Origin of the sequence: Bradyrhizobium sp. HKCCYLRH3099 (assembly GCF_051167855.1) — a bacterium.
Lineage (GTDB): Bacteria > Pseudomonadota > Alphaproteobacteria > Rhizobiales > Xanthobacteraceae > Bradyrhizobium.
In genome coordinates this window covers 191,995-217,383 of record NZ_JBNPTW010000012.1, presented here as the reverse complement: position 1 = coordinate 217,383, position 25,389 = coordinate 191,995, and the positions used below count along the sequence as shown (strand labels likewise).

20 protein-coding genes are annotated in these 25,389 nt (G+C 66.4%); 9 read left to right on the top strand and 11 right to left on the bottom strand.

All coding sequences use genetic code 11. The features are described 5' to 3' along the window. From ACQR1Y_RS22525 to ACQR1Y_RS22510, 4 genes are all read right to left on the bottom strand, one after another. On the bottom strand, positions 1–1,500 hold the full coding sequence (locus tag ACQR1Y_RS22525; protein ID WP_434877972.1) for a phosphomannomutase/phosphoglucomutase: 1,500 nt from the start codon (positions 1,498–1,500) through the stop codon (positions 1–3). Between the two features lie 186 nt (positions 1,501–1,686). Next, positions 1,687–2,184, bottom strand: coding sequence for a TIGR02281 family clan AA aspartic protease (locus ACQR1Y_RS22520; RefSeq protein WP_434861820.1), 498 nt, complete (start codon positions 2,182–2,184; stop codon positions 1,687–1,689). A gap of 160 nt (positions 2,185–2,344) precedes the next feature. Next, positions 2,345–4,819, bottom strand: coding sequence for an ATP-dependent helicase HrpB (gene hrpB / locus ACQR1Y_RS22515; protein ID WP_434877973.1), 2,475 nt, complete (start codon positions 4,817–4,819; stop codon positions 2,345–2,347). A 111-nt stretch (positions 4,820–4,930) separates the two neighbouring features. Continuing rightward, entirely contained in the window at positions 4,931–6,250 is a 1,320-nt protein-coding gene (locus ACQR1Y_RS22510) for a UDP-glucose dehydrogenase family protein (protein WP_434877974.1), read from the bottom strand. A gap of 151 nt (positions 6,251–6,401) precedes the next feature. Between ACQR1Y_RS22510 and ACQR1Y_RS22505 the strand changes: the two genes are divergently transcribed. From ACQR1Y_RS22505 to ACQR1Y_RS22490, 4 genes are all read left to right on the top strand, one after another. Beyond that, a complete protein-coding gene (locus tag ACQR1Y_RS22505; RefSeq protein WP_434877975.1) occupies positions 6,402–7,454 on the top strand; it encodes an acyltransferase family protein in 1,053 nt (350 codons plus the stop codon). Positions 7,455–7,736: 282 nt separating this feature from the next. Then, positions 7,737–10,802, top strand: a complete 3,066-nt coding sequence (gene polA, locus ACQR1Y_RS22500) for a DNA polymerase I (RefSeq protein ID WP_434877976.1) — start codon at positions 7,737–7,739, stop codon at positions 10,800–10,802. A 1,002-nt stretch (positions 10,803–11,804) separates the two neighbouring features. Beyond that, positions 11,805–13,004: a glycosyltransferase family 87 protein gene (locus ACQR1Y_RS22495; RefSeq protein ID WP_434877977.1), complete on the top strand. Its 1,200-nt coding sequence runs from the start codon at positions 11,805–11,807 to the stop codon at positions 13,002–13,004. 84 nt (positions 13,005–13,088) lie between these two features. Beyond that, positions 13,089–13,724: a LysE family translocator gene (locus ACQR1Y_RS22490; protein WP_434877978.1), complete on the top strand. Its 636-nt coding sequence runs from the start codon at positions 13,089–13,091 to the stop codon at positions 13,722–13,724. A 281-nt stretch (positions 13,725–14,005) separates the two neighbouring features. Here ACQR1Y_RS22490 and ACQR1Y_RS22485 read toward each other — a convergent pair whose 3' ends face one another. Next, entirely contained in the window at positions 14,006–14,632 is a 627-nt protein-coding gene (locus ACQR1Y_RS22485; RefSeq protein WP_434877979.1) for a glutathione S-transferase family protein, read from the bottom strand. Between the two features lie 206 nt (positions 14,633–14,838). Between ACQR1Y_RS22485 and pyrE the strand changes: the two genes are divergently transcribed. Together pyrE and ACQR1Y_RS22475 are read left to right on the top strand one after the other, a co-directional pair. Then, a complete protein-coding gene (gene pyrE / locus ACQR1Y_RS22480) occupies positions 14,839–15,396 on the top strand; it encodes an orotate phosphoribosyltransferase (RefSeq protein ID WP_434877980.1) in 558 nt (185 codons plus the stop codon). A 175-nt stretch (positions 15,397–15,571) separates the two neighbouring features. Beyond that, positions 15,572–16,393, top strand: a complete 822-nt coding sequence (locus ACQR1Y_RS22475) for a DUF2865 domain-containing protein (protein ID WP_434877981.1) — start codon at positions 15,572–15,574, stop codon at positions 16,391–16,393. A 98-nt stretch (positions 16,394–16,491) separates the two neighbouring features. Here the strand turns inward: ACQR1Y_RS22475 and ACQR1Y_RS22470 are convergent, their stop codons facing one another. Next, positions 16,492–16,923, bottom strand: a complete 432-nt coding sequence (locus ACQR1Y_RS22470; RefSeq protein ID WP_434862207.1) for a hypothetical protein — start codon at positions 16,921–16,923, stop codon at positions 16,492–16,494. A 179-nt stretch (positions 16,924–17,102) separates the two neighbouring features. Between ACQR1Y_RS22470 and ACQR1Y_RS22465 the strand changes: the two genes are divergently transcribed. The 3 genes from ACQR1Y_RS22465 (at position 17,103) to ACQR1Y_RS22455 (ending at position 21,040) form a co-directional block, all read left to right on the top strand. Further along, entirely contained in the window at positions 17,103–17,405 is a 303-nt protein-coding gene (locus ACQR1Y_RS22465; protein ID WP_434877982.1) for a GIY-YIG nuclease family protein, read from the top strand. A 219-nt stretch (positions 17,406–17,624) separates the two neighbouring features. Further along, the gene (locus tag ACQR1Y_RS22460) at positions 17,625–20,132 is read left to right on the top strand and encodes a glycogen/starch/alpha-glucan phosphorylase (RefSeq protein WP_434877983.1); all 2,508 of its coding nucleotides are present in this window, start codon (positions 17,625–17,627) and stop codon (positions 20,130–20,132) included. 92 nt (positions 20,133–20,224) lie between these two features. Continuing rightward, a complete protein-coding gene (locus ACQR1Y_RS22455; RefSeq protein ID WP_434877984.1) occupies positions 20,225–21,040 on the top strand; it encodes an acyl-CoA thioesterase in 816 nt (271 codons plus the stop codon). A 15-nt stretch (positions 21,041–21,055) separates the two neighbouring features. Here ACQR1Y_RS22455 and ACQR1Y_RS22450 read toward each other — a convergent pair whose 3' ends face one another. The 5 genes from ACQR1Y_RS22450 to ACQR1Y_RS22430 form a co-directional block, all read right to left on the bottom strand. Then, the gene (locus tag ACQR1Y_RS22450) at positions 21,056–21,493 is read right to left on the bottom strand and encodes a hypothetical protein (protein WP_434877985.1); all 438 of its coding nucleotides are present in this window, start codon (positions 21,491–21,493) and stop codon (positions 21,056–21,058) included. Between the two features lie 84 nt (positions 21,494–21,577). After that, positions 21,578–21,913 (bottom strand): hypothetical protein, encoded by a 336-nt coding sequence (locus ACQR1Y_RS22445; RefSeq protein WP_434862202.1) that lies wholly within the window; start codon positions 21,911–21,913, stop codon positions 21,578–21,580. A 96-nt stretch (positions 21,914–22,009) separates the two neighbouring features. Continuing rightward, entirely contained in the window at positions 22,010–22,276 is a 267-nt protein-coding gene (locus ACQR1Y_RS22440) for a hypothetical protein (protein WP_434877986.1), read from the bottom strand. 324 nt (positions 22,277–22,600) lie between these two features. Continuing rightward, entirely contained in the window at positions 22,601–24,049 is a 1,449-nt protein-coding gene (locus ACQR1Y_RS22435) for an autotransporter domain-containing protein (RefSeq protein ID WP_434878093.1), read from the bottom strand. Positions 24,050–24,771: 722 nt separating this feature from the next. Further along, positions 24,772–25,038, bottom strand: coding sequence for a hypothetical protein (locus tag ACQR1Y_RS22430; protein WP_434860615.1), 267 nt, complete (start codon positions 25,036–25,038; stop codon positions 24,772–24,774). Positions 25,039–25,389: the final 351 nt, after the last annotated feature.

Here is a 25,389-nt window from a genome sequence, read left to right as displayed (position 1 = left end):
TCAGATCGTCTGGTTATAGGCGCCGACCTCCGGATGCGTGCGCAGCACGACATTCACGGCCTCGAACATGTCGTGCATCCGCTGCTCCGACACCGGGCTTTCGACTACGACGACAAGCTCCGGCTTGTTCGATGACGCCCGCACCAGCCCCCAGCTGCCGTCCTCGACCGTGACGCGGACGCCATTGACGGTGACGAGATCGCGGATTGATTGACCCGCCACCTTGCCGCCCTGCTGCTGCAGCGCCTGGAAGTGCTTCACGACGGCATCGACGACGCCGTATTTGACCTCGTCGCCACAATGCGGCGACATCGTCGGCGACGACCACGTCTTAGGCAGCGCGTCCTTCAAATCAGCCATCGACTTGCCCGGCGCGCGGTCGAGCATCTCGCAGATCGCGATCGCCGAGACGAGACCGTCGTCATAGCCGCGGCCGAACGGCCTGTTGAAGAAGAAGTGGCCGGATTTCTCGAAGCCGGCGAGCGCTTTGAGCTCGTTGGTGCGGCGCTTCATGTAGGAATGGCCGGTCTTCCAATATTCGGTCTTCGCGCCCTGCGCCTGCAGCACCGGGTCGGTCATGAACAGGCCAGTCGATTTCACGTCGACCACGAACTGCGCATCCTTGTGAATCGCCGACATGTCGCGCGCCAGCATCACGCCGACCTTGTCGGCGAAGATCTCCTCGCCGGTGTTGTCGACCACGCCGCAGCGGTCGCCGTCGCCGTCGAAGCCGAGGCCGACATCGGCCTTATGGGCGAGCACGGCGTCACGAATGGCGTGCAGCATCTCCATGTCTTCGGGATTGGGATTGTATTTCGGGAAAGTGTGATCGAGCTCGGTGTCGAGCGGGATCACCTCGCAGCCGATCGCCTCCAGCACCTGCGGCGCGAACGCACCAGCTGTGCCGTTGCCGCAGGCCGCGACAACCTTGAGCTTGCGCTTCAGCTTGGGACGGTTGGTGAGATCGGCGATATAGCGCGCCGGAAAATTCTCGTGGAACTGATAGGAGCCGCCGCCTTCGTTCTTGAACTCGGCGTTGAGCACGATCTCCTTCAGCCGTGTCATCTCCTCAGGCCCGAAGGTCAGCGGCCGGTTGGCGCCCATCTTCACGCCGGTCCAGCCATTGTCGTTGTGTGAGGCCGTCACCATCGCGACGCAGGGCACGTCGAGCTCGAACTGGGCGAAATAGGCCATCGGCGTCACGGCGAGGCCGATATCGTGCACCTTGCAGCCGGCGGCCATCAGGCCGGAGATCAGCGCGTATTTGATGGAGGCGGAGTAGCCGCGGAAATCATGACCGGTGACGATCTCCGGCTTGACTCCGCGTTCGGCGATCAGCGCGCCCAGCCCCATGCCGAGCGCCTGCACCCCCATCAAATTGATCTCCTTGTTGAACAGCCAGCGCGCGTCATATTCGCGAAAACCCGTCGGCTTCACCATCGGCTCTGATTCGAAGGCGTAGGTGTTCGGGCGCAGGACGGGCTTCGGCTTGGGAAACATCAGGGGAGGCCTCAGAAAATCACATCAAAGGAGAAAACGGTCGCGCGCGGCACGACATGATCGGACAATGGCAGAAGGCAGATGAATGCAGGCAACAATCGGGCAGAATGCACCGGCCCGCCCGATCACCGAACCTGCTGGTATATGGGGGCAGCCGACGCGTCGACCAAGCAGATTTGGCGCGGGCTACTGCTCCAGCACCATCTGCCCGTTGGCATAGGCGAAGCGCTTCAGCTTCGACAGGAACGACAGGCCGAGCAGGTTCTCCGACAGCGCCGCGTCCGGCAGCACCAGCGCATCGACGTCGCGGACGGTGAGCTCGCCCAGCTCGACCATCGCGAGCCGGGCCCGCGCAGCCTTGACCGTGCCGTTGGCGGTGGTCACCGTCGCGGTGTAGTCGCCGCGGGCCGGGCGGAGGCCGAAACGGGCCGCCGAACTCTCGTTGAGCGCCACCATCGAGGCCCCGGTATCGACCATGAAGCTGATGCGCTGGCCGTCGATGCGGCCGTCGGCCCGGAAATGACCGCGGCGGTCCGTGGGGATGCTGAGGCTGCGGCCGGCAGCGACCGGTTCCATCGTCGCCGCACGGGCGGAAGGCGTCGCGGCAGCCGATGCGGGCGTCAGACGATCGGCGAGCTGCGCCATGAAGGTGCCGAGCCCCACGAGCACAGCCGCGAAGATCATGATGTTACGCATACAACGCCATCCAACGCTACACCGCCTCCGATTGGAGCATCAAAGCCGCTGGGGGGCGACTGAGGCGGACCGGCTGCCGGAGCCATTTTGGCGAAAACGATGAGTGAAGCGTTAACGCCGGCCAGGCAGACGGTATAATTTGCATCAGCTAGGTCCCGCGCGGCTTGGCGCGCCGGGTCGGCACCGCGCTGGCCGGATCCTCCGGCCAGGGATGCCTGGGATAGCGGCCGCGCAGGTCGGTGCGGACGGCGGCATAGGAGCCGCGCCAGAAGCCAGGCAGATCGCGTGTCACCTGCACCGGCCGCTGCGCCGGCGAGAGCAGCTCCAGCACAAGCGGCACCGCGCCGCGGGCAATCGACGGGTGAATGTTCAGCCCGAACAGCTCCTGCAGCCGCACCGCGATGGTCGGACCCTGCTCGGCCTCGTAATCGATCGCCAGCATGGTGCCGGTCGGCGCCTCGAAATGGGTCGGGGCCTCCTTGTCGAGCCGGGCACGGAGATCCCAGGGCAGCAGCGCCATCACCGCATCCGACACATCGCCGGGAGACACCTCCTTCAGCGAAATCTTGTCGGCGAGCAGCGGCACCAGCCAATCCTCGCGCCGCTCGGCGAGACCCGTATCCGACAGGTCCGGCCAGCTGTCGCCTTCGGCCTTGCGCAGGAAGGTCACCCGGTCGCGCCATTGCTTGGCGGCCTTCGACCAGGGCAGCCGGTCCAGCCCGGCCGCGCAGAGACCATCCGCGAAGATGCGCGCAGTGTCCTCCGATGGCGTCAGCGCCACCGGCGCATCGGCCATCACGATCGCATGCAACTTGCGCCGGCGCCGCGCCCGCAGCGCCATGGCGGTGGAATCGAAGCTGACCTCGTCCTTCGCCTCGAGGTGCGCGGCGAAGTGGCGCTCGATGTCCTCGATCGCGAGCGGCGCAGCCAGCAGGATGCGGCCGCTGGCGGCCGTCCCGGTCAGCTCGCCGACGGCGATATAGGGCACGCGCGCCAGCGACGAGGTCTGCTCGACCGCCGCGCCGCGGCCATTGGCCAGCACGAAGCTGCCATTGCCGCGATTGCGGGCGACGCGGTCGGGGAAGGCGAAGGCCAGCATCAGACCGGTAGTCAGCTCCCCCGCCCCTTGCGACGACGGGGCGGTACTGACCTGCTGCGCCCACCGGCGCGCCATGTCGCGCGCGCTCTGCGCCCGTTGTGAACGGTCGCGGCGGAACTGATCGAGCCTGACTTCGAGATCGACGCTGTCGCCGCCCAGCCCGCGTTCGGTGATGATCGCCGCGATGTCGGCAGCCTGCGCGGCCGCGCCGTGATCGGCGGCATCGACGATCATCCGCGCCAGCCGCGGCGGCAGCGCCAACGCCCGCAGCCGGCGCCCTTCATCCGTCAACCGGCCGTCGGCATCGACCGCGCCGAGTTCGTTGAGGAGACCACGGGCCTCCTTCCAGGCCGGCTGCGGCGGCGGATCGAGGAAGCTCAAGCTCGCGGGATCGCTGACGCCCCATTGCGCGAGGTCGAGCACCAGCGAGGACAGATCGGCGCTGAGAATCTCGGGCTGCGTATAGGCCGCGAGCGAGGCCGTCTGCGGCTCGTCCCACAGCCGGTAGCAGACGCCGGGCTCGGTGCGTCCGGCGCGGCCGCGGCGCTGGTCGACGGCGGCGCGCGAGGCCCGCACCGTCTCCAGCCGGGTCAGGCCGATATCGGGTTCATAGCGCGGCACGCGGGCGAGGCCGGAATCGACCACGATGCGCACGCCCTCGATGGTCAGCGAGGTCTCGGCGATCGAGGTTGCCAGCACCACCTTGCGGTGGCCCTTCGGCGCCGGCGAGATCGCGCGGTCCTGGACCGCGGCGTCGAGCGCGCCGAACAGCGGCACGATCTCAATGCTGGCGTCGTGGACGCGCTCGGCGAGCATGGTCTGGGTGCGCCGGATCTCGGCGGCGCCGGGCAGGAAGGCCAGCACCGAGCCGGCATCGGCGCGTAGGGCGCTCGCAATGGTCTCGGCCATCTGCCGCTCGACCGGTGCATCCGGCTTGCGGCCGACATAGCGCGTCTCGACCGGATAGGCGCGGCCCTCGCTCTCGACCACCGGCGCATCGCCGAGCAGGCCGGCGACGCGGGCGCCGTCGAGGGTGGCCGACATCACCAGGATGCGGAGATCCTCGCGCAGGCCCTGCTGCGCATCGCGTGCCAGAGCAAGGCCGAGATCGGCGTCGAGCGAGCGCTCGTGGAATTCGTCGAACAGCACCGCGGCGACGCCGGTCAGTTCCGGGTCGTCGAGGATCTGCCGTGTGAAGATGCCCTCGGTGACGACCTCGATGCGGGTCGCGCGCGACACCTTCGAGCCGAAGCGCACGCGATAGCCGACGGTGTCGCCGGCGCGCTCGCCCAGCGACTTGGCCATGCGCTCGGCGCTGGCGCGGGCCGCGATGCGGCGCGGCTCCAGCACGATGATCTTCTTGTCCCGGACCCACGGCGCATCGCGCAGCGCCAGCGGCACCCGCGTGGTCTTGCCGGCGCCCGGCGGCGCCACCAGGACGGCGGTGTTGCTGCGTTCGAGCGTGCCGGACAATTCGTCCAGCACGGCGTCGATCGGCAGCGGCGTGTCGAAGCGAAGGGGCAATCGATCAACCAATCATCACCCGCCGAAGCGGGTGATCCAGTCAGTGCAGATCACCTCGCGGCAATCGGTCGTCGTGCATACTCCGCCTGCGCGGCCCATGACAACGGCGTGTCACGCACCCGTCACCGACGGACGGCCGACGCTCTCATAGACGAAGCCGTGGGCCGCCATCTCGTCCGGACGATAGACGTTGCGCAGATCGACGACCACCGGATGGGCCATCACCTGCTTGAGCCGATCGAGATCCATCGCGCGGTACTGCACCCATTCGGTCACCAGCACCATGGCATCGGCGCCGGCGGCGCAATCATAGGGATCGTCGAAATAGGCGATCTCCGGCAGCTCCTTCTTGGCCTGCTCGATGCCGACCGGATCATGCGCGCGCACCTTGGCGCCCATGTCGAGCAGCCCGGTCACCAGCGGGATCGACGGCGCCTCGCGCATGTCGTCGGTCTCCGGCTTGAAGGTGAGGCCGAGGACGGCGACCGTCTTGCCACGCAGGTTGCCGCCGACCGCGTGCGCGACCTTGCGCGCCATCGCGCGCTTGCGGTTGTCGTTCACCGCCAGCACGGATTCGACGATGCGCAGCTGCGTGTCGTAGTCCTGCGCGATCTTGATCAGCGCGCGCGTGTCCTTCGGAAAGCACGAGCCGCCGAAACCGGGGCCGGCATGCAGGAATTTCGCGCCGATGCGGTTGTCGAGGCCGATGCCGCGCGCGACCTCCTGGACGTCCGCGCCGACCTTCTCGGCGAGATCGGCGACTTCGTTGATGAAGGTGATCTTGGTGGCGAGGAACGCGTTCGCCGCGTATTTGATCAGCTCGGCGGTGCGACGCGCGGTGTACATCACCGGCGCCTGGTTCAGCGACAGCGGGCGATAGATGTCGCCGAGCACCTTGCGGCCGCGATCATCATCGGTGCCGACGACGATGCGGTCAGGCCATTTGAAGTCGCGGATCGCCGCGCCCTCGCGCAGGAATTCGGGGTTGGAGGCGACGACGACATCGGCCGCCGGGTTGGTCTCGCGGATGATGCGCTCGACCTCGTCGCCGGTGCCGACCGGCACCGTCGATTTGGTCACGACCACCGTGAAGCCGGTCAGCGACGCGGCAATCTCGCGGGCGGCGGCATAAACGTAGGACAGGTCGGCATGGCCGTCGCCGCGCCGCGACGGCGTGCCGACCGCGATGAAGACGGCATCGGCCTCGGCAACCGGCTGCTTGAGATCGGTGGTGAAATCGAGCCGCTTGGCCTTCACATTGGCCGCGACCAGCGCATCCAGCCCGGGCTCGAAGATCGGGATTTCCCCACGATGAAGCGCGGCGATCTTGCTCTCGTCCTTGTCCACGCAAGTGACCTGATGCCCAAAATCGGCAAAGCAGGCACCGGACACCAGCCCAACATAGCCCGTGCCGATCATCGCAATTCGCATAGAAACCCACCCTTCAAGGTTAATACTTCAGCGTCTTAGACCATTTGCGGCCCAAGGGGAATTTAGAAAACGGCATGACGTTTGGATGACAGCAGGGAGTATTAACGGCTCTGCCCGAAGATGCGGCAGCTCCGCGCCAGAGAGGGACAGCATGACCGCAAATGGCACGCCGCAGACGGTGGGAACCGAGGCGCGCATCGACTGGGTCGACTACGCAAAGGGCATCTGCATCATCATGGTCGTGATGATGCACTCGGTGCTCGGCGTGGAGCTCGCCGCCGGCGAGACCGGCTTCATGCATGCCGTCGTCGCCTTCGCCAAGCCGTTCCGGATGCCCGACTTCTTCCTGATCTCCGGCCTGTTCCTGCCGCTGGTGATCGATCGCGACTGGCGCACCTACATCGACCGCAAGGTCGTCCACTTCGCCTATTTCTACGTGCTGTGGGTGACGATCCAGTTCGGCTTCAAGGCGCCCGGCTTCGCCGCCGCCTCCGGCTGGCAGCATGCCGGCTACCTGTATCTGGAGTCCTTCATCGAGCCGTTCGGCACGCTGTGGTTCATCTACCTGCTGCCGATCTTCTTCGTCGTCATCAAGCTGACGCGGAAGGCCCCGGCGCCCGTGATCTGGGGCATCGCCGCGGGGCTCGAGATGTCGCATATCGTGACCGGCTGGACCGTCATCGACGAGTTCTGCGCCCGCTTCGTCTACATCTATTCGGGCTATCTGTTCGCGAACTACATCTTCGCAGTGTCGGACCGCGCGCGGGCACAGCCCCTGCTGGCCGTCGCCGGCCTGCTGGCCTGGGCGGTGATCAACCAGGGCCTCGTGACGCTCGGCGTCAGCGAGTGGCCGGTGATCTCCCTGACGCTCGGCTATGCCGGCGCGGTCGCCATCATCATCGCCGGCACGCTGCTCGCGCGCGCCCAACTGCTCACCGCGCTCAGGTTCTGCGGCGAGCATTCGATCGTGATCTATCTCGCCTTCTTCCTGCCGATGGCGGCGACGCGCACCGTGCTGCTGAAGACGGGGATCATCGCCGACGTCGGCACGATCTCGCTGCTGGTCACCATCGCCGGCGTGCTCGGCGCACTCGTGATCTGGCGCCTCGCGCTTGTTGTCGGCGCCCGCTTCCTGTTCGAGCGGCCGATCGCGTTCTGGATCGCGCCGCCGAAATCCAAGGCCGTGCTGCAGGCGGCGGAGTAGCGTCAAACTCGGTGTCGTCCCGGGCGAAGACCCGGGACCCATAGCCACCGTCCTGCGTGTTGGGCATGCTGTGGCTCCAGCTTGCCGCCTCATCACCGCCTGGGCGTATGGGTCCCGGGTCGGCGCCCCGCCGGCGCTTCGCGGCGTCGTGGCTTGCCCGGGACGACGGCGGAATATGACGCGCCTGGCGAGCGCTCCACAGCCACCGATTTGCGTGGGGAACGCGCCGGAATCTGCCGTTCCCAGGGTGTCAATCCCCGCCAAATTCCCTACATTGCGGCCATGCCCAAAGCTCCCCAGAAAGCCGCCGTCACGTCCGCCACCCCCGCGCCTGCCGCTGTCAAGAGCGCGGCCAAAGGCGATCATGTGTTCCTGGTCGACGGCTCGTCCTACATCTTCCGCGCCTATCACGCGCTGCCGCCGCTCAACCGCAAGTCCGACGGGCTGCAGGTCAATGCCGTGCTCGGCTTCTGCAACATGCTGTGGAAGCTCTTGCGCGACATGCCCGAGACCGACCGGCCGACGCATCTGGCGATCGTGTTCGACAAGTCCGAGGTCACGTTCCGCAACAAGATCTATGCCGACTACAAGGCGCACCGGCCGCCGGCGCCTGATGACCTGATCCCGCAATTCGCGCTGATCCGCGAGGCCGTGCATGCCTTCGACCTGCCCTGCCTGGAGCAGGCCGGCTATGAGGCCGACGACCTGATCGCGACCTATGCGCGGCTCGCCTGCGAGCGCGGCGCCACCACCACGATCGTGTCGTCCGACAAGGACCTGATGCAGCTCGTCAACGACTGCGTCACGATGTACGACACCATGAAGGACCGTCGCATCGGCACCGCCGAGGTGGTCGAGAAATTCGGCGTGCCGCCGGAGAAGGTCGTCGAGGTGCAGGCGCTGGCCGGCGATTCCACCGACAACGTGCCGGGCGTGCCCGGCATCGGCATCAAGACCGCGGCGCAGCTGATCAACGACTATGGTGATCTCGAAAGCCTGCTGACGCGCGCAAGCGAGATCAAGCAGCCGAAGCGACGCGAGGCGCTGATCGAGAATGCCGAGAAGGCGCGGATCTCGCGCCAGCTGGTGCTGCTCGACGACAAGGTCGACCTCGAGGTGCCGCTCGACGAGCTCGCGGTGCACGAGCCCGATCCGCGCAAACTGATCGCGTTCCTGAAGGCGATGGAGTTCTCGACGCTGACGCGGCGCGTCGCGGAGTATTCGCAGATCGATCCGGCTGACGTGACGGCGGACGAGAATTTCAAGAGTAAGGCGGGCACTGCTCTCTCCGTTCCCTCCCCCCTTGTGGGGGAGGGTCCGGGAGGGGGGTCCCCCACGGGCGGTCCCTCCGGAGCACCCCCCTCCCCAACCCTCCCCCACAAGGGGGGAGGGAGCCCCAAGAGTGGTGATCCGCGGACGGACAAGTCCGCGATGAGCAAGGGCACGCCGGCTGCACTGGCAGAGTCGAGAGCTGAGGCGGCGAAGAGCGCGCGGATCGATCGGGACAAGTATCAGACGCTGCGGACGCTGCCCGAGCTGAATGCCTGGTTGGCACGCGCGCATGATTTCGGCCGGATCACCATCGAGGTCAAAGCGAGCTCGATCGATCCCATGCAGGCGAACCTGTGTGGCCTGTCGCTGGCGCTGGCGCCGGGCGAGGCCTGCTACATCCCGCTGGCGCATCGCCAGTCCGGCGACGGCGGCGGCCTGTTCGACGCCGGGCTGGCGCCGGACCAGATCAAGGAGAGCGACGCACTGGCCGCGCTGAAGCCGGTGCTGGAATCCGCGGGACTCTTGAAGATCGGCTACAACATCAAGTTCACCGCCGTACTGCTGGCGCAGCATGGCGTCACGCTGCAGAACGTCGACGACATCCTGCTGATGAGCTACGCGCTCGACGCCGGGCGCGGCTCGCACAAGCTGGACTCGCTGGCCGAGCACGTGCTCGCCCATGCCTTGCTCAGCGAGAGCGAGCTGATCGGCAGCGGCAAGAACAAGCTGACCTTCGAGCAGGTCGCGATCGACCGCGCGACCGCGCACGCGGCCGAAGCGGCCGACGTCATCCATCGCGTCTGGCGCGTGTTGAAGCCACGGCTCGTCGCCGAGCGCATGACCGCGGTCTACGAGACCTTGGAGCGGCCGCTGGTCTCGGTACTCGCGCGCATGGAGCGGCGCGGCATCTCGATCGACCGCCAGGTGCTGTCGCGTCTGTCCGGCGATTTCGCCCAGACGGCGGCGCGCGTCGAGGCCGAGCTGCAGGAGCTCGCCGGCGAGCCGATCAATGTCGGCAGCCCCAAGCAGATCGGCGACATCCTGTTCGGCAAGATGGGCCTGTCGGGCGGCACCAAAACCAAGACCGGGGCGTGGTCGACCTCCGCCTCGATCCTCGACGACCTCGCCGAGCAGGGCAACGATTTCGCGCGAAAAATCCTGGAATGGCGCCAAGTCTCGAAGCTGAAATCGACCTACACCGACGCGCTGCCGACCTATGTCAATCCGCAGACGCACCGCGTGCACACCACCTACGCGCTGGCGGCGACCACCACCGGCCGGCTGTCGTCGAACGAGCCGAATTTGCAGAACATTCCGGTGCGCACCGAGGACGGCCGCAAGATCCGCCGCGCCTTCATCGCCACGCCCGGCCACAAGCTGGTGTCGGCGGACTATTCGCAGATCGAGCTGCGGCTGCTGGCGGAGATCGCCGACATTCCGGTGCTGAAGCAGGCGTTCAAGGACGGGCTCGACATTCACGCGATGACGGCGTCGGAAATGTTCGGTGTGCCGATCAAGGACATGCCGAGCGAGGTGCGCCGCCGTGCCAAGGCGATCAATTTCGGCATCATCTACGGCATCTCGGCATTCGGCCTCGCCAATCAGCTCGGCATCCCGCGCGAGGAGGCGTCGGCCTACATCAAGCGCTATTTCGAGCGCTTCCCCGGCATCCGCGCCTACATGGACGAGACCCGCGAGTTCTGCCGCAAGAACGGCTATGTCGTCACGCTGTTCGGCCGCAAGTGCCACTATCCGGAGATCAAGGCGTCCAACGCCTCGGTGCGCGCCTTCAACGAGCGCGCCGCGATCAACGCGCGGCTGCAGGGCACGGCGGCCGACATCATCCGCCGCGCCATGACGCGGGTCGAGGACGCGCTGGCCGCGAAGAAGCTGTCGGCTCAGATGCTGCTGCAGGTGCACGACGAACTGATCTTCGAGGTCCCGGAGGACGAGGTCGCCGCGACCTTGCCTGTGGTGCAGCACGTGATGCAGGACGCCCCCTTCCCCGCCGTCCTGCTGTCGGTGCCGCTGCACGTCGACGCGCGGGCGGCTGACAATTGGGACGAGGCGCATTGAGCTGATCGCCCTACTCCTTCCGACGTTGTTGACATTTGGTCGAGGCCCGATCGCATCGCCAACCACTTCCGTCGTCCCGGCCTCGAGCCGGGACCCATACCCCCAGGGAGCGGTTCGAGGCACGCTGGTCATTGGCCTTCTGCCCAACACGACCGCCGCGGAGTATGGGTCCCGGATCGGCGCCGTTCCGCGCTGATGCGCGTCACGGCTTGTCCGGGACGACGGCTGGGGTGCAGGCGCATTCACGGTTCAAACAGCTGAGGACATGAAGGGCACGGCTTCGCTGTCTCGCGGCATGTCGTGCCCGAGGTTTGCGATCAGTCCGCCCTTGCCGACAATGCAAAGGGCGCAGGGAGAGCCAGGCCTCGGCTGAGGCCTGCGGCCCGCCTGCGAAAAAAAATGCAGGCGGCAGGTACCACAGGTTCAGCCGGACAGACCCGGCCCTCCCTGCGCGATGGGTTTAACGGCTGCTCCGTGCTCTCCCCGGGGACCGGGCTTTCTTGCCCCCGTCGCCCTCGCGACACGTCATGTCACTGATCATGTCACGACCGGCTTGGCGCCAGCATCGGGGCGCCAGGACCACACGGCTTGAACGTCCGCGAGCATGCCAATCGTCCAGCGCATCAGCACCCGACAGACCCGCGGCCACCGCTCCCCGCCTCAACGTATCGTGACGACGCGTACGCCCCTCTGCATGAGGACGGGATGCGCGGAGTAGAGCATGATTTCTGAAAAATAGCAATCTAAATTTTCGAGGGATGACGGATGGCGTCGTCTCGTGCGGGCATGGCCGACCGATCGAGAGCCGCGCGGCCCGCGGCCGCTTTACCTGTCGTTAGGCACGATGGCATCGTCGCCTGATCATCCGGACCGGTGGTAACGCGGCATGCAGCCGTGTTCGGCCAGACTTCGAGGGGCACCGCGCGCGAGCGATCACGTGGGCCGCCCATTCATGCCGCGATCATGCCGATGCCGCCGAACACCTCGTCCCCGCACAGCTCCATGACCGCGATCGCATCCGCAGCTCACCCCGCGACGCGCGACCGGCGCGCGATCCTGATCGCGCTGGCCGCGCTTGCGCTCTACAACGGCGCCTATCTCGTCAGCTGGGCACTGTCGTCGCCCCAGCCGCCGTTCGGCGACTTCTTCGGACTGTGGTCGTTCGGCAAATACGCGGCACTCGCAGGCGCTGGCATCTACGATCCCATCGCGCTCGCCAACTACCAGCAGACGCTCGATCCCACGCTCGGCGGCGGCGGCTTCCCCTATCCCTATCCGCCGACCTTCCTGCTGGTGATGATCCCGCTCGGCCTGCTGGCATTGCCCGTCGCCTATGTCTGCTGGATTTCGATCACGTTCGCGCTCTATGGCCTCGCAACGCTGGGCCGTGACTGGCGCTCGCTGGGCGGCCTCGCGCTGCTCGCGGCGCCGACGAGCTTGATCAACGCGATCACCGGCCAGAACGGCTTTTTGTCGGCGGCGCTGATGATCGGCGGCTTGCGGCTGCTCGCGAGCCATCCCGTCGTCGCAGGCGGCCTGCTCGGCCTGCTCGCCTACAAGCCGCAATTCGTGCTGCTGATGCCGGTCGTGCTGCTGGCCTCGCGCAATTGGCGCGCCATCCTGTCTGCGATCATCACGACGATGATCGTCGTGATCGTCACCAGCGCTGCGCTCGATCCCTGGATCTGGCTGCAATGGATCGCGAGATTTCCGGACTACCAGGCGCAGCTCGGGGCCAACCAGGCCAGCCTCGATCACATGATGCCGACGGTCATCGCCGGCCTGCACACGCTCGGCGCGCCGCCCACCGTTGGCCTCATGATCCAGCTGATGCTGTCCTGCTCCGTGGTCGCGCTGGTGTGGAAGGCCTGCCGCCGCGGCATGACGGATCAGGCGATCGCGCTGGTCGCGGTCGGCAGCATCGTCGTCACGCCCTATGCGATGATCTACGACATGCCGATGGTGGCTGCCGGGATCGCGATCCATTGGAAGGCGCGGAGCGAGGCCGGCGCGCCAATTGCGCCGCTGGAGATCGGCCTGGTGATCGCACTCGGAGCCTGTTTGCTCGCGATGATCACGCACAGCCTCCCTCTGGCCGCGGCGCTGCTGCTGGTGATGCTGGTGCTGAGCATCGCCGGCGTGTTCGACCGTGTCCGCCGCAGCATGCCCGAATTCAACGCCGCGCCGCCGGCGGCCGGCTGATTGCTCTCGGTGCAATTGATCGGATGACGGTGAGCGATCGGCTGCGCTAAGCATCGATCGGCAATTCTCCTCGTCGGACCGGTCATGCCGCACACGTCATCCCTGCTCGCCTTTGCCCTGGTCTCGCTCGGCATGGTGCTGACGCCCGGGCCGAACATGATCTATCTGATCTCGCGCTCGATCACGCAGGGCCACGCCGCCGGCCTGGTCTCGCTCGGCGGCGTGGCCGTGGGCTTCCTGGTCTACATGCTGGCCGCGGCGTTCGGCATCACCGCGCTGCTGTTCGCCGTGCCCTTCGCCTATGACGCGCTGCGTCTCGCCGGCGCCGCCTATCTGCTGTACCTTGCGTGGCAGGCGGTGAAGCCGGGCGGACGCTCGCCGTTCCAGGTGAAGAAGCTCGCCATCGACAGCCCGCGCAGGCTGTTCCTGATGGGGCTCGTCACCAATCTTTTGAATCCGAAGATCGCGATGCTGTACCTGGCGCTGCTGCCGCAATTCATCGACCCCGCCGCGGGCAGCGTGCTGACGCAGTCGGTGGTGCTCGGCGCGATCCAGATCATGATCAGCGTCAGCATCAACGCTGTCATCGCAATGGCCGCGGGATCGATCGCGCTGTTCCTGGCGACACGGCCGACCTGGGCGCTGGTGCAGCGCTATCTGATGGGCACGGTGCTCGCCGGGCTCGCGGTGCGCATGGCGCTGGAGGCGCGGCGGGGGTAGCGATTCTCGCCAGCGAACCAGCGACCCTTCCGGCTTGTGGGCCCCTCTCAACCCTCACCCTGAGGAGACCGCCCCAAGGGCGGTCGTCTCGAAGGGCGAGGCCACCGGCGGGGCCTCATGGTTCGAGACGCGCCGCGAGCGGCGGCCTTGCCTCGAATGACAGAATGGGCGCGTCGCTCCTCACCATGAGGGTCGGCTTCCGAGATCGGCGCCGCACGTTGGTCATCAGCCGCGTGTTCATGGAGAGGGTCTGGCAGCGAACGCCGCACCGCGCCTTTCGCTCAATCCAGCTTCGCCTCCATGCCGCGCTTCACGGCGGGGCGGGCCATCAGGGTGTCGTACCAGCGCTTGACGTGGGGGAAGTCGGCGAGGTCGACCTTGTGGCGGGGGTGGCGCCAGGCCCAGCCGAGAATGGCGAAATCGGCGATCGAGAGCGGGCCTGCCACGAATGCGTGCTGCGCCAGGCGGCGGTCGAGCACGCCGTAGAGCCTGATGGTCTCGGCCATGTAGCGCTTCAGGCCGTAGGCGCGGTCCTGCTCGTTCTCGAGCGCGATGAAATGGTGGACCTGGCCGGGCATCGGGCCGAAGCCGCCCATCTGCCACATCAGCCATTCATACACCGGGACGCGCTCGGCGAGGGACTTCGGCAGGAACTGGCCGGTCTTCTCGGCGAGATACAGCAGGATAGCGCCGGATTCGAACACGCTGACCGGCTTGCCCTCCGGGCCCTCGGGATCGACGATCGCCGGGATCTTGTTGTTCGGGCTGATGGCGAGGAAGGCCGGCGCCATCTGGGCGCCCTTGGTGATGTCGACCGGAATGACGCGATAGGGCAGGCCCATCTCCTCCAGCGCCACCGAGATCTTGCGGCCGTTGGGGGTGTTCCAGGTGTGCAGCTCGATCGTCATGGGGCGTCCTTCTGATGGTCCTTGCCGATGGTCCTTGCCGATTATCCTTGCGTGGGCGGCGGGCTTTCCATTAGCTCGAAACTGCACGAGCCTCCAAACGTACCGTTGTTGATGGGACATCCTGACGGCTGGCCTCAGCCGCCCGGGCCCGATAGATTGCGCCACCCGAGAATCCACTCAAGACAAGACCCTCAAGGGAAAACGCCGTGTCCAAATCCGCCTCCCGCGCCCGCCTCCTCGAGATCATCCGCAGGCGTTCGTTCGGCCGGGGCGAGGTCACGCTGGCGTCCGGCCGCAAGAGCGATTTCTATTTCAACCTGAAGCCGACGATGATGGACCCGGAGGGCGCGACTTTGCTCGCCGAGCTGACCTATGAGGCGCTGAAGGACGAAGGCTTCGACTATATCGGCGGGCTGGAGATGGGCGCGGTGCCGCTGGCCGGCGCGATCGCGCAGATCTCCTGGATCAAGGGCCATCCGATCGCCGCCTTCTTCGTCCGCAAGAAACCGAAGGAGCACGGCGCCAAGCTGGCGATCGAGGGCCTCACCCGGGACGAGACCCTGGCCGGCAAACGCATCGTCGTGGTCGAGGACGTCACCACCACCGGCGGCTCGGCGATGAAGGCGGTCGAGACCCTGCGCGAGGCCGGCGCCGAGGTGTCGCTGGTGTTCACGATGGTCGACCGCGAAGAAGGCGCCGCGGAGGCGTTCGCCGCCGTCGGCCTGCCGTTCCGCGCGCTCTACAAGGCGCGCGAGTTCCTCTGAGACTGCACTCGCAAGGCGCATTTGATCACCCGCGCACACCGCTCATTTACCAACGCCCGTTAAGGTTACCGCAAAGCTGATGGCGCCATGCCGTGGGCATGGTCGGCCTGTTCGCGCATGATCGGCGCGGATTTGCCGCGGCCGGACGGACATTGCGGTGAGAATGGAGCGGGCGTTGCGTAGCGTGTTGTCGTTTCGGCGGAGATCCCGCCGCGTGGCGGTCGCAACCACCATCGGCCTCGTCACGGCCGTCGCGCTGGCGCCGCCGATGGCATCGGCCCAGGGCCTGTTCGATTTCCTGTTCGGCGGCTTCAACAAGCCGCAGACCCAGCGGCCCGCGGCGCAAGGCGGCTTCTTCGCCGATCCGTTCGGGAGCAATCCGCAAGCCTCACCGCAGCCGCGCGTCGCGACCGGATCGGGCGCCGCGTTCTGCGTGCGCACCTGCGACGGGCGCTATTTCCCGCTGACCCGCGGCCTCGCCTCGCCGGCCCAGATGTGCCAGGCGTTCTGCCCGGCGAGCCCGACCAAGATCTACTACGGCTCCAACATCGACTATGCCACGGCGGCCAATGGCGAGCGCTATGCCGACAGCGAGACGGCGTTCGCCTATCGCCAGGCGCTGCGCGCCGACTGCACCTGCAATGGCCGCGATCCCGCCGGGCTCGCGCCGGTCGACCTGTCGCTGGATACGTCGCTGCGGCCCGGTGATGTCGTCGCGACCAGCGACGGGCTGGTCGCCTATTCCGGCACGCGCGGCAGCGGCGGCCAGCCGGCCGACTTCAAGCCGGTCGCGTCCTATCCCGGGTTGAACGCCGACACGCGTGCGCGGCTCGGCGAGCTGAAGGTCGCGCCGGTGCGCGCCGAGATGCTGGCCGCCGATGCCATGGCTGCGGTGCCGCCGCCGGAAACCCCGATCGAGAATGTCAGCGTCGCGCCGCCGATGAGCATCGCGCCGAAGCAGCCGACGGGCCGCGCCAAGCGGGCGGATGTGAATTGAGGTCTCGCCCCCCGTCATTGCGAGCGCAGCGAAGCAATCCAGAGTCCCGCACACCACCCTGGATTGCTTCGCTGCGCTCGCAATGACGGAGAACTGGGCTAGCGTCCCACGATCACGCCGATGACGTTCGGCGCCTCGAGATATTTCTCCTCGATCGCCGCCCGCGCGGCGGCGCGGTTGTCGGGCGTCAGCAGGCCGCGCTTCTCGGCCAGGATCATCCAGCAGAAGCCCCACCAGTCGCTCAGCATGCCCTCGTCGTCGACCAGGTCGTAGCCCTGCTCGGCGGCGAAGATGCGCGCCCGCGCCTCGTCGAGACCGTCGAGGAAGGTGTGGTCGGTGGCGGAAAACAAATCGTCGGAAATGTCGTCGGTGGTGTAGCCCCAGACCGACATGCAGACCGCGTTGAACTCGCGGTCGATCTGGTCGTCATCGACGGCACGCCGCCGCGCGGTCTTGTGCAGCCGCGAAAGCGTGCGCGCGAAATCGGCAATGCGGGTGAGGGCCAGGGGATCGAAGGCGACGGTGGACATGGTGTCCTCGCGAGATGCTCTGATGCCGGATGTGGGCGGATCGAATCGCAACAGGGATAACGATCGCTTGCTAAATTGTTCTTAATTTGTTCTGACGGGAAAAGAAAGTCAATTATCGTCGTCCCCGGCCTCCAAGCCGGGACCCATAGCCACCGAAGCCAATTGGTTGGCACGGACCGATGAGCGCACAAGCCGCATGGACGGTCTACATTCTTGCCAGCGGGCATCACGGCACGCTGTATATCGGCGTAACCAGTGATGTCAGGAAGCGTCTGGAAGACCATCGTGCCGGGCGGGGCTCAAAGTTCGTCAGCAGGTACAGGGTTTTTCGGCTCGTCCACGTCGAGCGCTTCGCGTGCCCGCTGGAGGCTATCGCACGCGAGAAGCAGCTGAAGAACTGGCATCGCGATTGGAAGGTCGAGCTGATTGAAAAGGATAACCCGGATTGGAGCGACTTGTCGGGCCTCATCTTTGGCCGGTGAGTCTGGATCCCGGCTTTCGCCGGGATGACGATGAGGAGAATTCGGCGATCCTCTTCTCGCACCTGCAGGAGGCTGGCGCGTTCCTTCGCCGGAACTCCGGCCTGAACCTTGCATCTTTTTCCATCACCTTGCTGTGCGGACCAGCCTTTCCCCGGGTTTCGGACCGCGCGCAACCATCGTATGCTTTTACCGGTTCCTCGTAGCATCACAGGTTTCAAGGTGACAGATCAGCCGTCCCAGCGCAGCTTCGTAAGCACCGGCCAGCCCGTCGACGAATTGGCCGTCGCCGAGATCAAGAGCGACATCCTCGCGAAGCTTCGGCTCGCGATCGGCAAGGAGGCGAGCCAGGCGACGCAGCAGGACTGGTATCACGCCGCAGCGCTGACCCTGCGCGACCGCATCGTGCATCGCTGGCTGACGGCGGACAAGGAGAGCTACGACGCCGGGCGCAAGCGGGTCTATTATCTCAGCCTCGAATTCCTGATCGGCCGTCTGTTCACCGACGCGCTCAACAATATGGGCCTGATGAAGGTGTTCGAGACCGCGCTCGGCGATCTCGGCGTCGGCCTGCAGGACCTGCGCAAATGCGAGCCGGATGCCGCGCTCGGCAATGGCGGCCTCGGCCGTCTCGCGGCGTGCTTCATGGAGAGCATGTCGACCCTGCAGATCCCGGCGATCGGCTACGGCATCCGCTATGATTTCGGCCTGTTCCGCCAGGTCATCGTCGACGGCTGGCAGCACGAATATCCCGATGTCTGGCTGTCGTTCGGCAATCCCTGGGAGTTCCAGCGCCCCGAAGTGGTCTATCACGTCCATTTCGGCGGCGGCGTCGAGCATGTCGACGACAAGGGCCGCGACCGCGCGATCTGGCATCCCGGCGAGACCGTTCAGGCGGTCGCCTATGACACGCCGATCGTCGGCTGGCGCGGCCAGCATGTGAATGCGCTGCGGCTGTGGTCGGCGCGCTCGCCCGATCCGCTGAAGCTCGACGTGTTCAACTCCGGCGACTATCTCGGCGCATCGGCGGAAGAAGCGCGCGCGGAGGCGATCTGCAAGTTCCTGTATCCGAACGACGAGAGCCCGGCCGGCCGCGAGCTGCGGCTGCGCCAGGAATATTTCTTCGTCTCGGCCTCGCTGCAGGATCTCATCAAGCGCCATCTCGGCTCCGACGGCCAGTTGCGGAGTCTCGCGCAGAAGGCCGCGGTGCAGCTCAACGACACGCATCCCTCGCTCGCGGTCGCCGAGCTGATGCGGATTCTCGTCGACTTGCACAATTTCCGCTGGGACGAGGCCTGGAAGATCACGGTCGCGACGCTGTCCTACACCAACCACACGCTGCTGCCCGAAGCGCTCGAGACCTGGCCGGTCGAATTGTTCGAACGGCTGCTGCCGCGGCATCTCGAGATCATCTACCGCATCAATGCGCAGCATCTCGCGCTCGCCGAGCAGCGCGCGCCCGGCGACATCGACTATCGCGCCTCGGTGTCCTTGATCGACGAGAAGAGCGGCCGCCGCGTGCGCATGGGCCAGCTCGCCTTCGTCGGCTCGCATCGCATCAATGGCGTTTCGGCGATGCATTCGGACCTGATGAAGGAGACCGTGTTCCACGATCTCAACCATCTCTATTCCGGCCGCATCACCAACAAGACCAACGGCATCACCTTCCGCCGCTGGCTGACACTCGCCAATCCGAAGCTGACGGGCCTGCTGCGCGAGGCCTGCGGCGACGCCATCATCGACGATCCGACGCTTCTCTCAAGCCTCGAGAGCTACGTCGCGGATTCCGGCTTTCATGACAAGTTCCGCGCGGTGAAGCACCACAACAAGGTGCAGCTCGCGCGCCTCATCTCCGAGCGCATGAACGTCCGGCTCGATCCGGGCGCGCTGTTCGACGTGCAGATCAAGCGCATCCACGAATACAAGCGGCAGCTCCTCAACATCCTCGAGGCGGTGGCGCTGTATCTCGACATCAAGGACGATCCGCAACGCGATTGGGTGCCGCGGGTCAAGATCTTCGCCGGCAAGGCGGCGGCGAGCTACCGCTATGCCAAGCTGATCATCAAGCTGATCAACGACGTCGCCGATGTCGTCAACAGCGACCCGGCGATCGCCGGCAAGCTCAAGGTCGTGTTCATGGCCGACTACAATGTCAGCCTGGCGGAAACGATCATTCCCGCGGCTGACCTGTCCGAGCAGATCTCGACCGCCGGCATGGAGGCGTCCGGCACCGGCAACATGAAGCTGGCGCTGAACGGCGCGATCACCATCGGCACGCTCGACGGCGCCAATATCGAGATCCGCGACAATGTCGGCGCCGACAACATCGCGATCTTCGGCATGGAGGCGCCCGACGTCATGATCCGGCGCCAGCAGGGGCTGGATGCCACCGACGTGATCCGGCGTTCGCCGCGGCTCGGTCGTGCCATCGATGCGATCGCGTCCAGCCTGTTCTCGCCCGGCGAGCCCGGCCGGTTCGAGCCGATCGCGCATGCGCTGCGCCATCTCGATCACTACATGGTGTCGGCGGATTTCGACTCCTATTACGAGGCGCAGCGCGGCGTCGACGCGCGCTGGCAGACCACGCCGGCCTGGACCCGCGCCTCGATCCTCAACGTCGCGCGCATGGCGTGGTTCTCGTCCGACCGCACCATCCGCGAATATGCCGACGACATCTGGAACGTGCCGGTCGGGCCAGCGGCCGCGCTGCCGCACGCGCAGCGGGCGTGACACTGCTGCTCAATGACCTGTGAGGTCATTGAGTCCGCCTGCGATTGCTTTTCACCTGACGGCCATCATACGATGGCCGCCAGGAGGAACGCATGACCGAGACAACAGCGCATCTGTTCGACGAGGCCACCCGCGTCACCGCCGGCGACAGCCGCTGGCAGGGCCGCACCAGCCCGGACTACTGGGCCTTCGTCGGTCCGTTCGGCGGAGTCACCGCCGCGACCGTGCTGCGCGCGTTGATCGAGCATCCGCAAATCATCGGCGATCCGCTGGCCGTGACGGTGAACTATTGCGCGCCGATCGCGGAAGGTCCGTTCGATCTCGACGTGCGGCTGATCAAGGCCAACCGCTCGTCCCAGCATTGGTGCGTGGAGCTCAGCCAGGGCGACGCCGATTCGGCGACGCTGGCCACTGCTGTCTTTGCCGAGCGCCGGCCGTCCTGGTCGCACCAGCCGGCCGTCAAACCGGACGCGCCCGCGTTCGATCAGGTCAGGCGCTATCCCGATGCCGGGATGTCCTGGACCAGACAATATGATTTCCGCTTCGTGGAAGGACGCCCGGACTTCGGCAGTCGTTCCGACGAACCGCGCAGCGCCTATTCGCGGCTGTGGATCTCCGATCGCAAGCCGCGCAAGCTGGATTGCCTGTCGCTGCTGTCGATGTCGGATGCGTTCTTCGGCCGCGCCTTCCACGTCCGCGGCGAGCTGATCCCGTTCGGCACGGTGTCGCTGACGACCTACTTCCATGTCAGCCGCGAGGAGCTCGCGGCCGAGGACATCACGCATGTGCTGGCGACCGCCGACGCCAAGGTGTTCAACCGGAGCTATCAGGACCAGCATGGCGAACTGTGGTCGCCGTCGGGCCGGCTGCTCGCGACCACGACGCAGATCGCCTATTTCAAGGCGTGACGCGAGCGACGCGGCTTACATCTTCTTCTGCAGGCCCATCGACTTCATGAGGTTGTCGAGCGTCTTCTGCGATTGCGGCGAGGCCCCCTTGCGCACCTCCCGGTAGACATCCGAGTCGGTCATCGATGACTTGCGGTCGTCGTCACCGTCAGCAGCGTCGGGATCAGGCGTCGGCGTCGCAGAGGTGTGGCCCGGGTCGGTTTCGGTCGTCGAGGACGTCGCAGGTCCGGATTTCTGGACGATCGTCGCCGAATTGCCGCCGCTGCTCTGCTCGATCTTCGTATAGCCCGGACGCGTCTCGACCTTCTTGTCGGTGGCCGGCACGCCGCTCTGGGTCACGGTCGCCGCGTTGCTGCCGTTCGTGATCGATGTCGTCTCGGCCTGCGCCGACAGGCTGGTGAGCCCGGCCAGAGCAGCGGTGAGCAGCAGCGCCTTATGCGGGATCAGCTTCATCTGTCCGTCTCCTTGGCGGTGATGCGACCGGGCGAGGCCTCGCCCGATCGCCGTTGTGTTGCAGGTCAGGCCGAGCGGCGGCCCTTACCATTGATGGACCTTGACGCGGTTGGCGTTGCCGACCTGCATGGCGCCGGCGCTGTTGTCACGGCCGCGCTGATCGAGGCGGGTCGCGTTGCCGTTGCCGAGCTGCGTCGAGTTCGAGCTGTTGTTCATGCCGGTCTGGCGGGCGCTGGCGGTGTTGCCGTTGCCGGCCTGCATCTGGCCGTTCATGTTATACTGGCAGTTCTGAGTGACGCTGTCGCTCAGGCCGTTGCCGATCTGGGTCTTGGCATGCACGCAGGCGGTGATGCCGCCGGCATAGGCCGGGGCGGAAACCAGCGCCAGCGCGGCACCAGCGATCAGAAGAAGCTTGCTCATCGGACTGTTTCCTTGGGTTTGATGTTGGCGGCGGTGGTCAGCGGACAGGACGCGTGGCGAGGGGGCGGCACGCGTCCTTCCGCTCCGTTTGGCCGATCAACGGCGGCGCTGCCACACGCCCGCGTAGTTGCCGTCGCCGTTCTGGCCGATGCCGGCGTTGTTGTTGCGGCCGATCTGATGCACGCCGGCGCCGTTGCCGTTGCCGTACTGGATGATCTGGCTGTCGTTGTTGCGGCCCTTCTGGAAGGTCTCGGCGCCGTTGCCGTTGCCGTTCTGCACGATCGAGGACGAGTTGCCGGCATAGGCGCCCGAGGAAGCGAGCGTCAGGACGGCGGCGGAGGCGAGGAGGATGGAGCGGAGCATGGTCGTTATCCCTGTTGATCATTCGAACTGCGTCATTGCCGTTCGATGATGGGAGGATAGGCGACCGCAACGTCCGCTTCCGTGCGGGAGGTCACACTCGCAATCGCGCGTCGCTCACTCGCATGCGCCGCTGGCTGCGCCACACTCCGGCGTCGTCCCGGCCTCGAGCCGGGACCCATAAACACCGCTGCCGGTTTGGCGAAGGCTGGAGCTGATCGCCTGCCTCACCACGCCGTCTGTGGTTCTGGGTCCCGGCGTTCGCCGGGACGACGGCGGAAGGTGAGGCGCGACCGTCGGATGCGCCGATCGCGATTCGGCGGAAAATCAGAACCCGAAGCGGATGCCCGCGTTGACGCCGACGCTCCGCGTGCCGCGGTCGGCGACGACGCCGTCAGCGGACACGGTGAGACGCGTATTGGCCGCGAGATCGTAGCCGATGCCGCCGGCGATCCGGACATAGGTGTCGTCGAACGGACGTACCGGCGTGAACACCGGCACGCCCGGCGCCAGCGTGAACGTCGTCTGCACCACCCGCGTGGTGTTGATGAGGTTCTTCTCGACGGTCACGTCGAGGTAGCCTGTGGTCTTCGGGCCGAACGCCGCAACGCCCGGCTCGAAGCGGACACCGCCGCTGACGACCGACGATCGCAGCGACTGGCTGCCGACCGTCTGCGTCAGGAAGGGGTCGCCGGTTTCGGCATAGTCGCTGACATGGCTCTGCGAGTAGGTGTAGCCGCCGAGCGGCCCGACCTTCACCATGCCGAGATCGAACAGATAGGCCGCCTTGATCGCGGCGACCGCGCTCTGCCCGTTGGTCTTCGGCGTGATCGGCGCGGCAAAGCCGGTGCGCGAGATGTTGTAGCCGTTCCAGCCATAGGCGGCCATGGCGTGAACGAACCATGAGCGGGTGTCGTAGGCCAGGAAGCCGCCGAAATGGTACGAGTCCAGATCTGTGGAGCCGAGCCCCTGCTTGAAGCTGGCGGCGGTCCGGGTGTAGCCGGCCGTCGGTCCCATCGCGAGCTCGGGCGTCAGATAGAACTTCGCGCCCGCCAGCACGCCGCCGGAATCGTAGCTGTAGGCAGTCGAACCGAACGCATCGGCGTGGTCGCCGTGGTGATAATTGCCTTGGACGAACAAGGCGACCTTGCACGGCGGCGCGACCGCCGCCGGCACGGCCTTGGTGATCAGCGGCGCCCTGGCCGGCGGCGGCTGATCGATGCACGCCTGGCCTCGTCCGGTGCCGAGCTGCGACAGCAGGTCCCGCGAGAAATCCTGCGCGCTGAGCTGGGCCATGGTGGGAAGCGCCGCGGCCGTTTCCGGCGCGAACAGGAGATTCGCCGCCACGCGCTGCAGATAGCCGGTCCCCAGGGCGGTGATCGGAGAGGCCGCTAGCTGGATGGCGAACGCCGACGCATTGTTGCCGGTCTGCGCGATGGCGGCGTTGTTGGTCGGGCCGACCTGGATGATGAAGGCGTGGCTGAAGTCGCCGAACTGGGTGATGTTGGCGGTGTTGGTGCCGTCGACCTGGATGATGGCGGTGCGGTTGTAGAAGCCGTTCTGCGTGACGGTGGCCAGCGGGTTCGGCGCCAGCTGGACGATGCCCGCGATGTTCTGCCCGGGCGGGAGCGCCTGGTTGAGGACGATCGGCCCGTTCAGCGGCAGGAAGCCATTGCCGTTGGTATCGATGAAACCAACCTGCGCAGCGGCCGGCGCTGCCAGCAGCACGGCGGCTGTCCCGATCACGGAGACCAGCGAAGCCTGCTTCGTCTTCATGGACACCCCGCCCCATCCTGCCTTGAGCATCAAGCCCGATGCGCACGTCACGAGGCCGCGAAGTCCAGCTCCACGACGCTCACGGCGACGTGTATCTTAACCGAATGCGCGCCCGCGGCCGTTGCAACAAGGTGACACGGACTGAAATCTTTCGCGGGGCGCGCGGGACTCAAGGATGGGGCTATCCCCGCTGTCGCCCGGCGGGCGGTGCGTCCCCTCTCCCGCGTGCGGGGGGAGGGTTAGGGAGGGGGCCGCTCCAACAGCGGTGCAAATGGCGCCCCCTCTCCAACTCTCCCCCGCACGCGGGGGAGAGGGCAAGGCGGTGGGCGCGGTGGCTTGATTGCCTGAACTCGGAATCGACCGTCGCCGATAGAACGGGCTGAAGGTTGGCCCCGCTGTCACCACGCGGTCGGTACGTCCCCTCTCCCGCTTGCGGGGGAGGGTTAGGGAGGGGGCCCGCTCCGGCGGCGGTGCGCGTGGCGCCCCCTCTCCTACTCTCCCCCGCACGCGGGGGAGAGGGCGCAGCGAATGCGCGGAAACTTGGTCAATTCAGAATTGCAGATTTGTCCGGATGGCGCGTCGGACTGGATCGGTCTCACGCAACGAGCTGGGCAACTCTTGCGGACGGTCGACGAGGAGAGCACGTCGGATAGAGCGAGATCAGGGCAGCGAACCGGAAGCGGGGTGTCAGGCCCCCGCTTCCGTCCGCTCCAACTCACCGATCAACGGCGGCGCTGCCACACGCCGGCGTAGTTGCCGTCGCCGTTCTGGCCGATGCCGGCGTTGTTGTTGCGGCCGATCTGATGCACGCCGGCGCCGTTGCCGTTGCCGTACTGGATGATCTGGCTGTCGTTGTTGCGGCCCTTCTGGAAGGTCTCGGCACCGTTGCCATTGCCGTTCTGCACGATCGAGGACGAATTGCCGGCATACGCGCCCGACGAGGCGAGCGTCAGGACAGCGGCGGAGGCGATGAGGATGGAGCGGAGCATGGTGGGTATCCCTTCTGATCATTCGATCCCGGCGTCATTGCCGTTCGATGATTGGAGGATAGGCGGCACCAACGCCGGCTTCCGTGCGGGAGGTCACACTGGTGATCGCGCGCCTTTCACGCGCAAGCGCAGTCGGCTGCGTCACACCCCGGCGTCGTCCCGGCCTTGAGCCGGGACCCATAAACACCATTCCAAATTTGACGAAGGCTGGAGCGCCCAGCCTGCCTCACCACGCCGTCCTGTGGTTCTGGGTCCGGGCGTTCGCCGGGACGACGGCTGTGGGTGGGGCGCGACCTCGGGCCTTTCGGGCAAAGCCATCTGCTCTAGCGCCGCCATAGTGACCTATTAAAT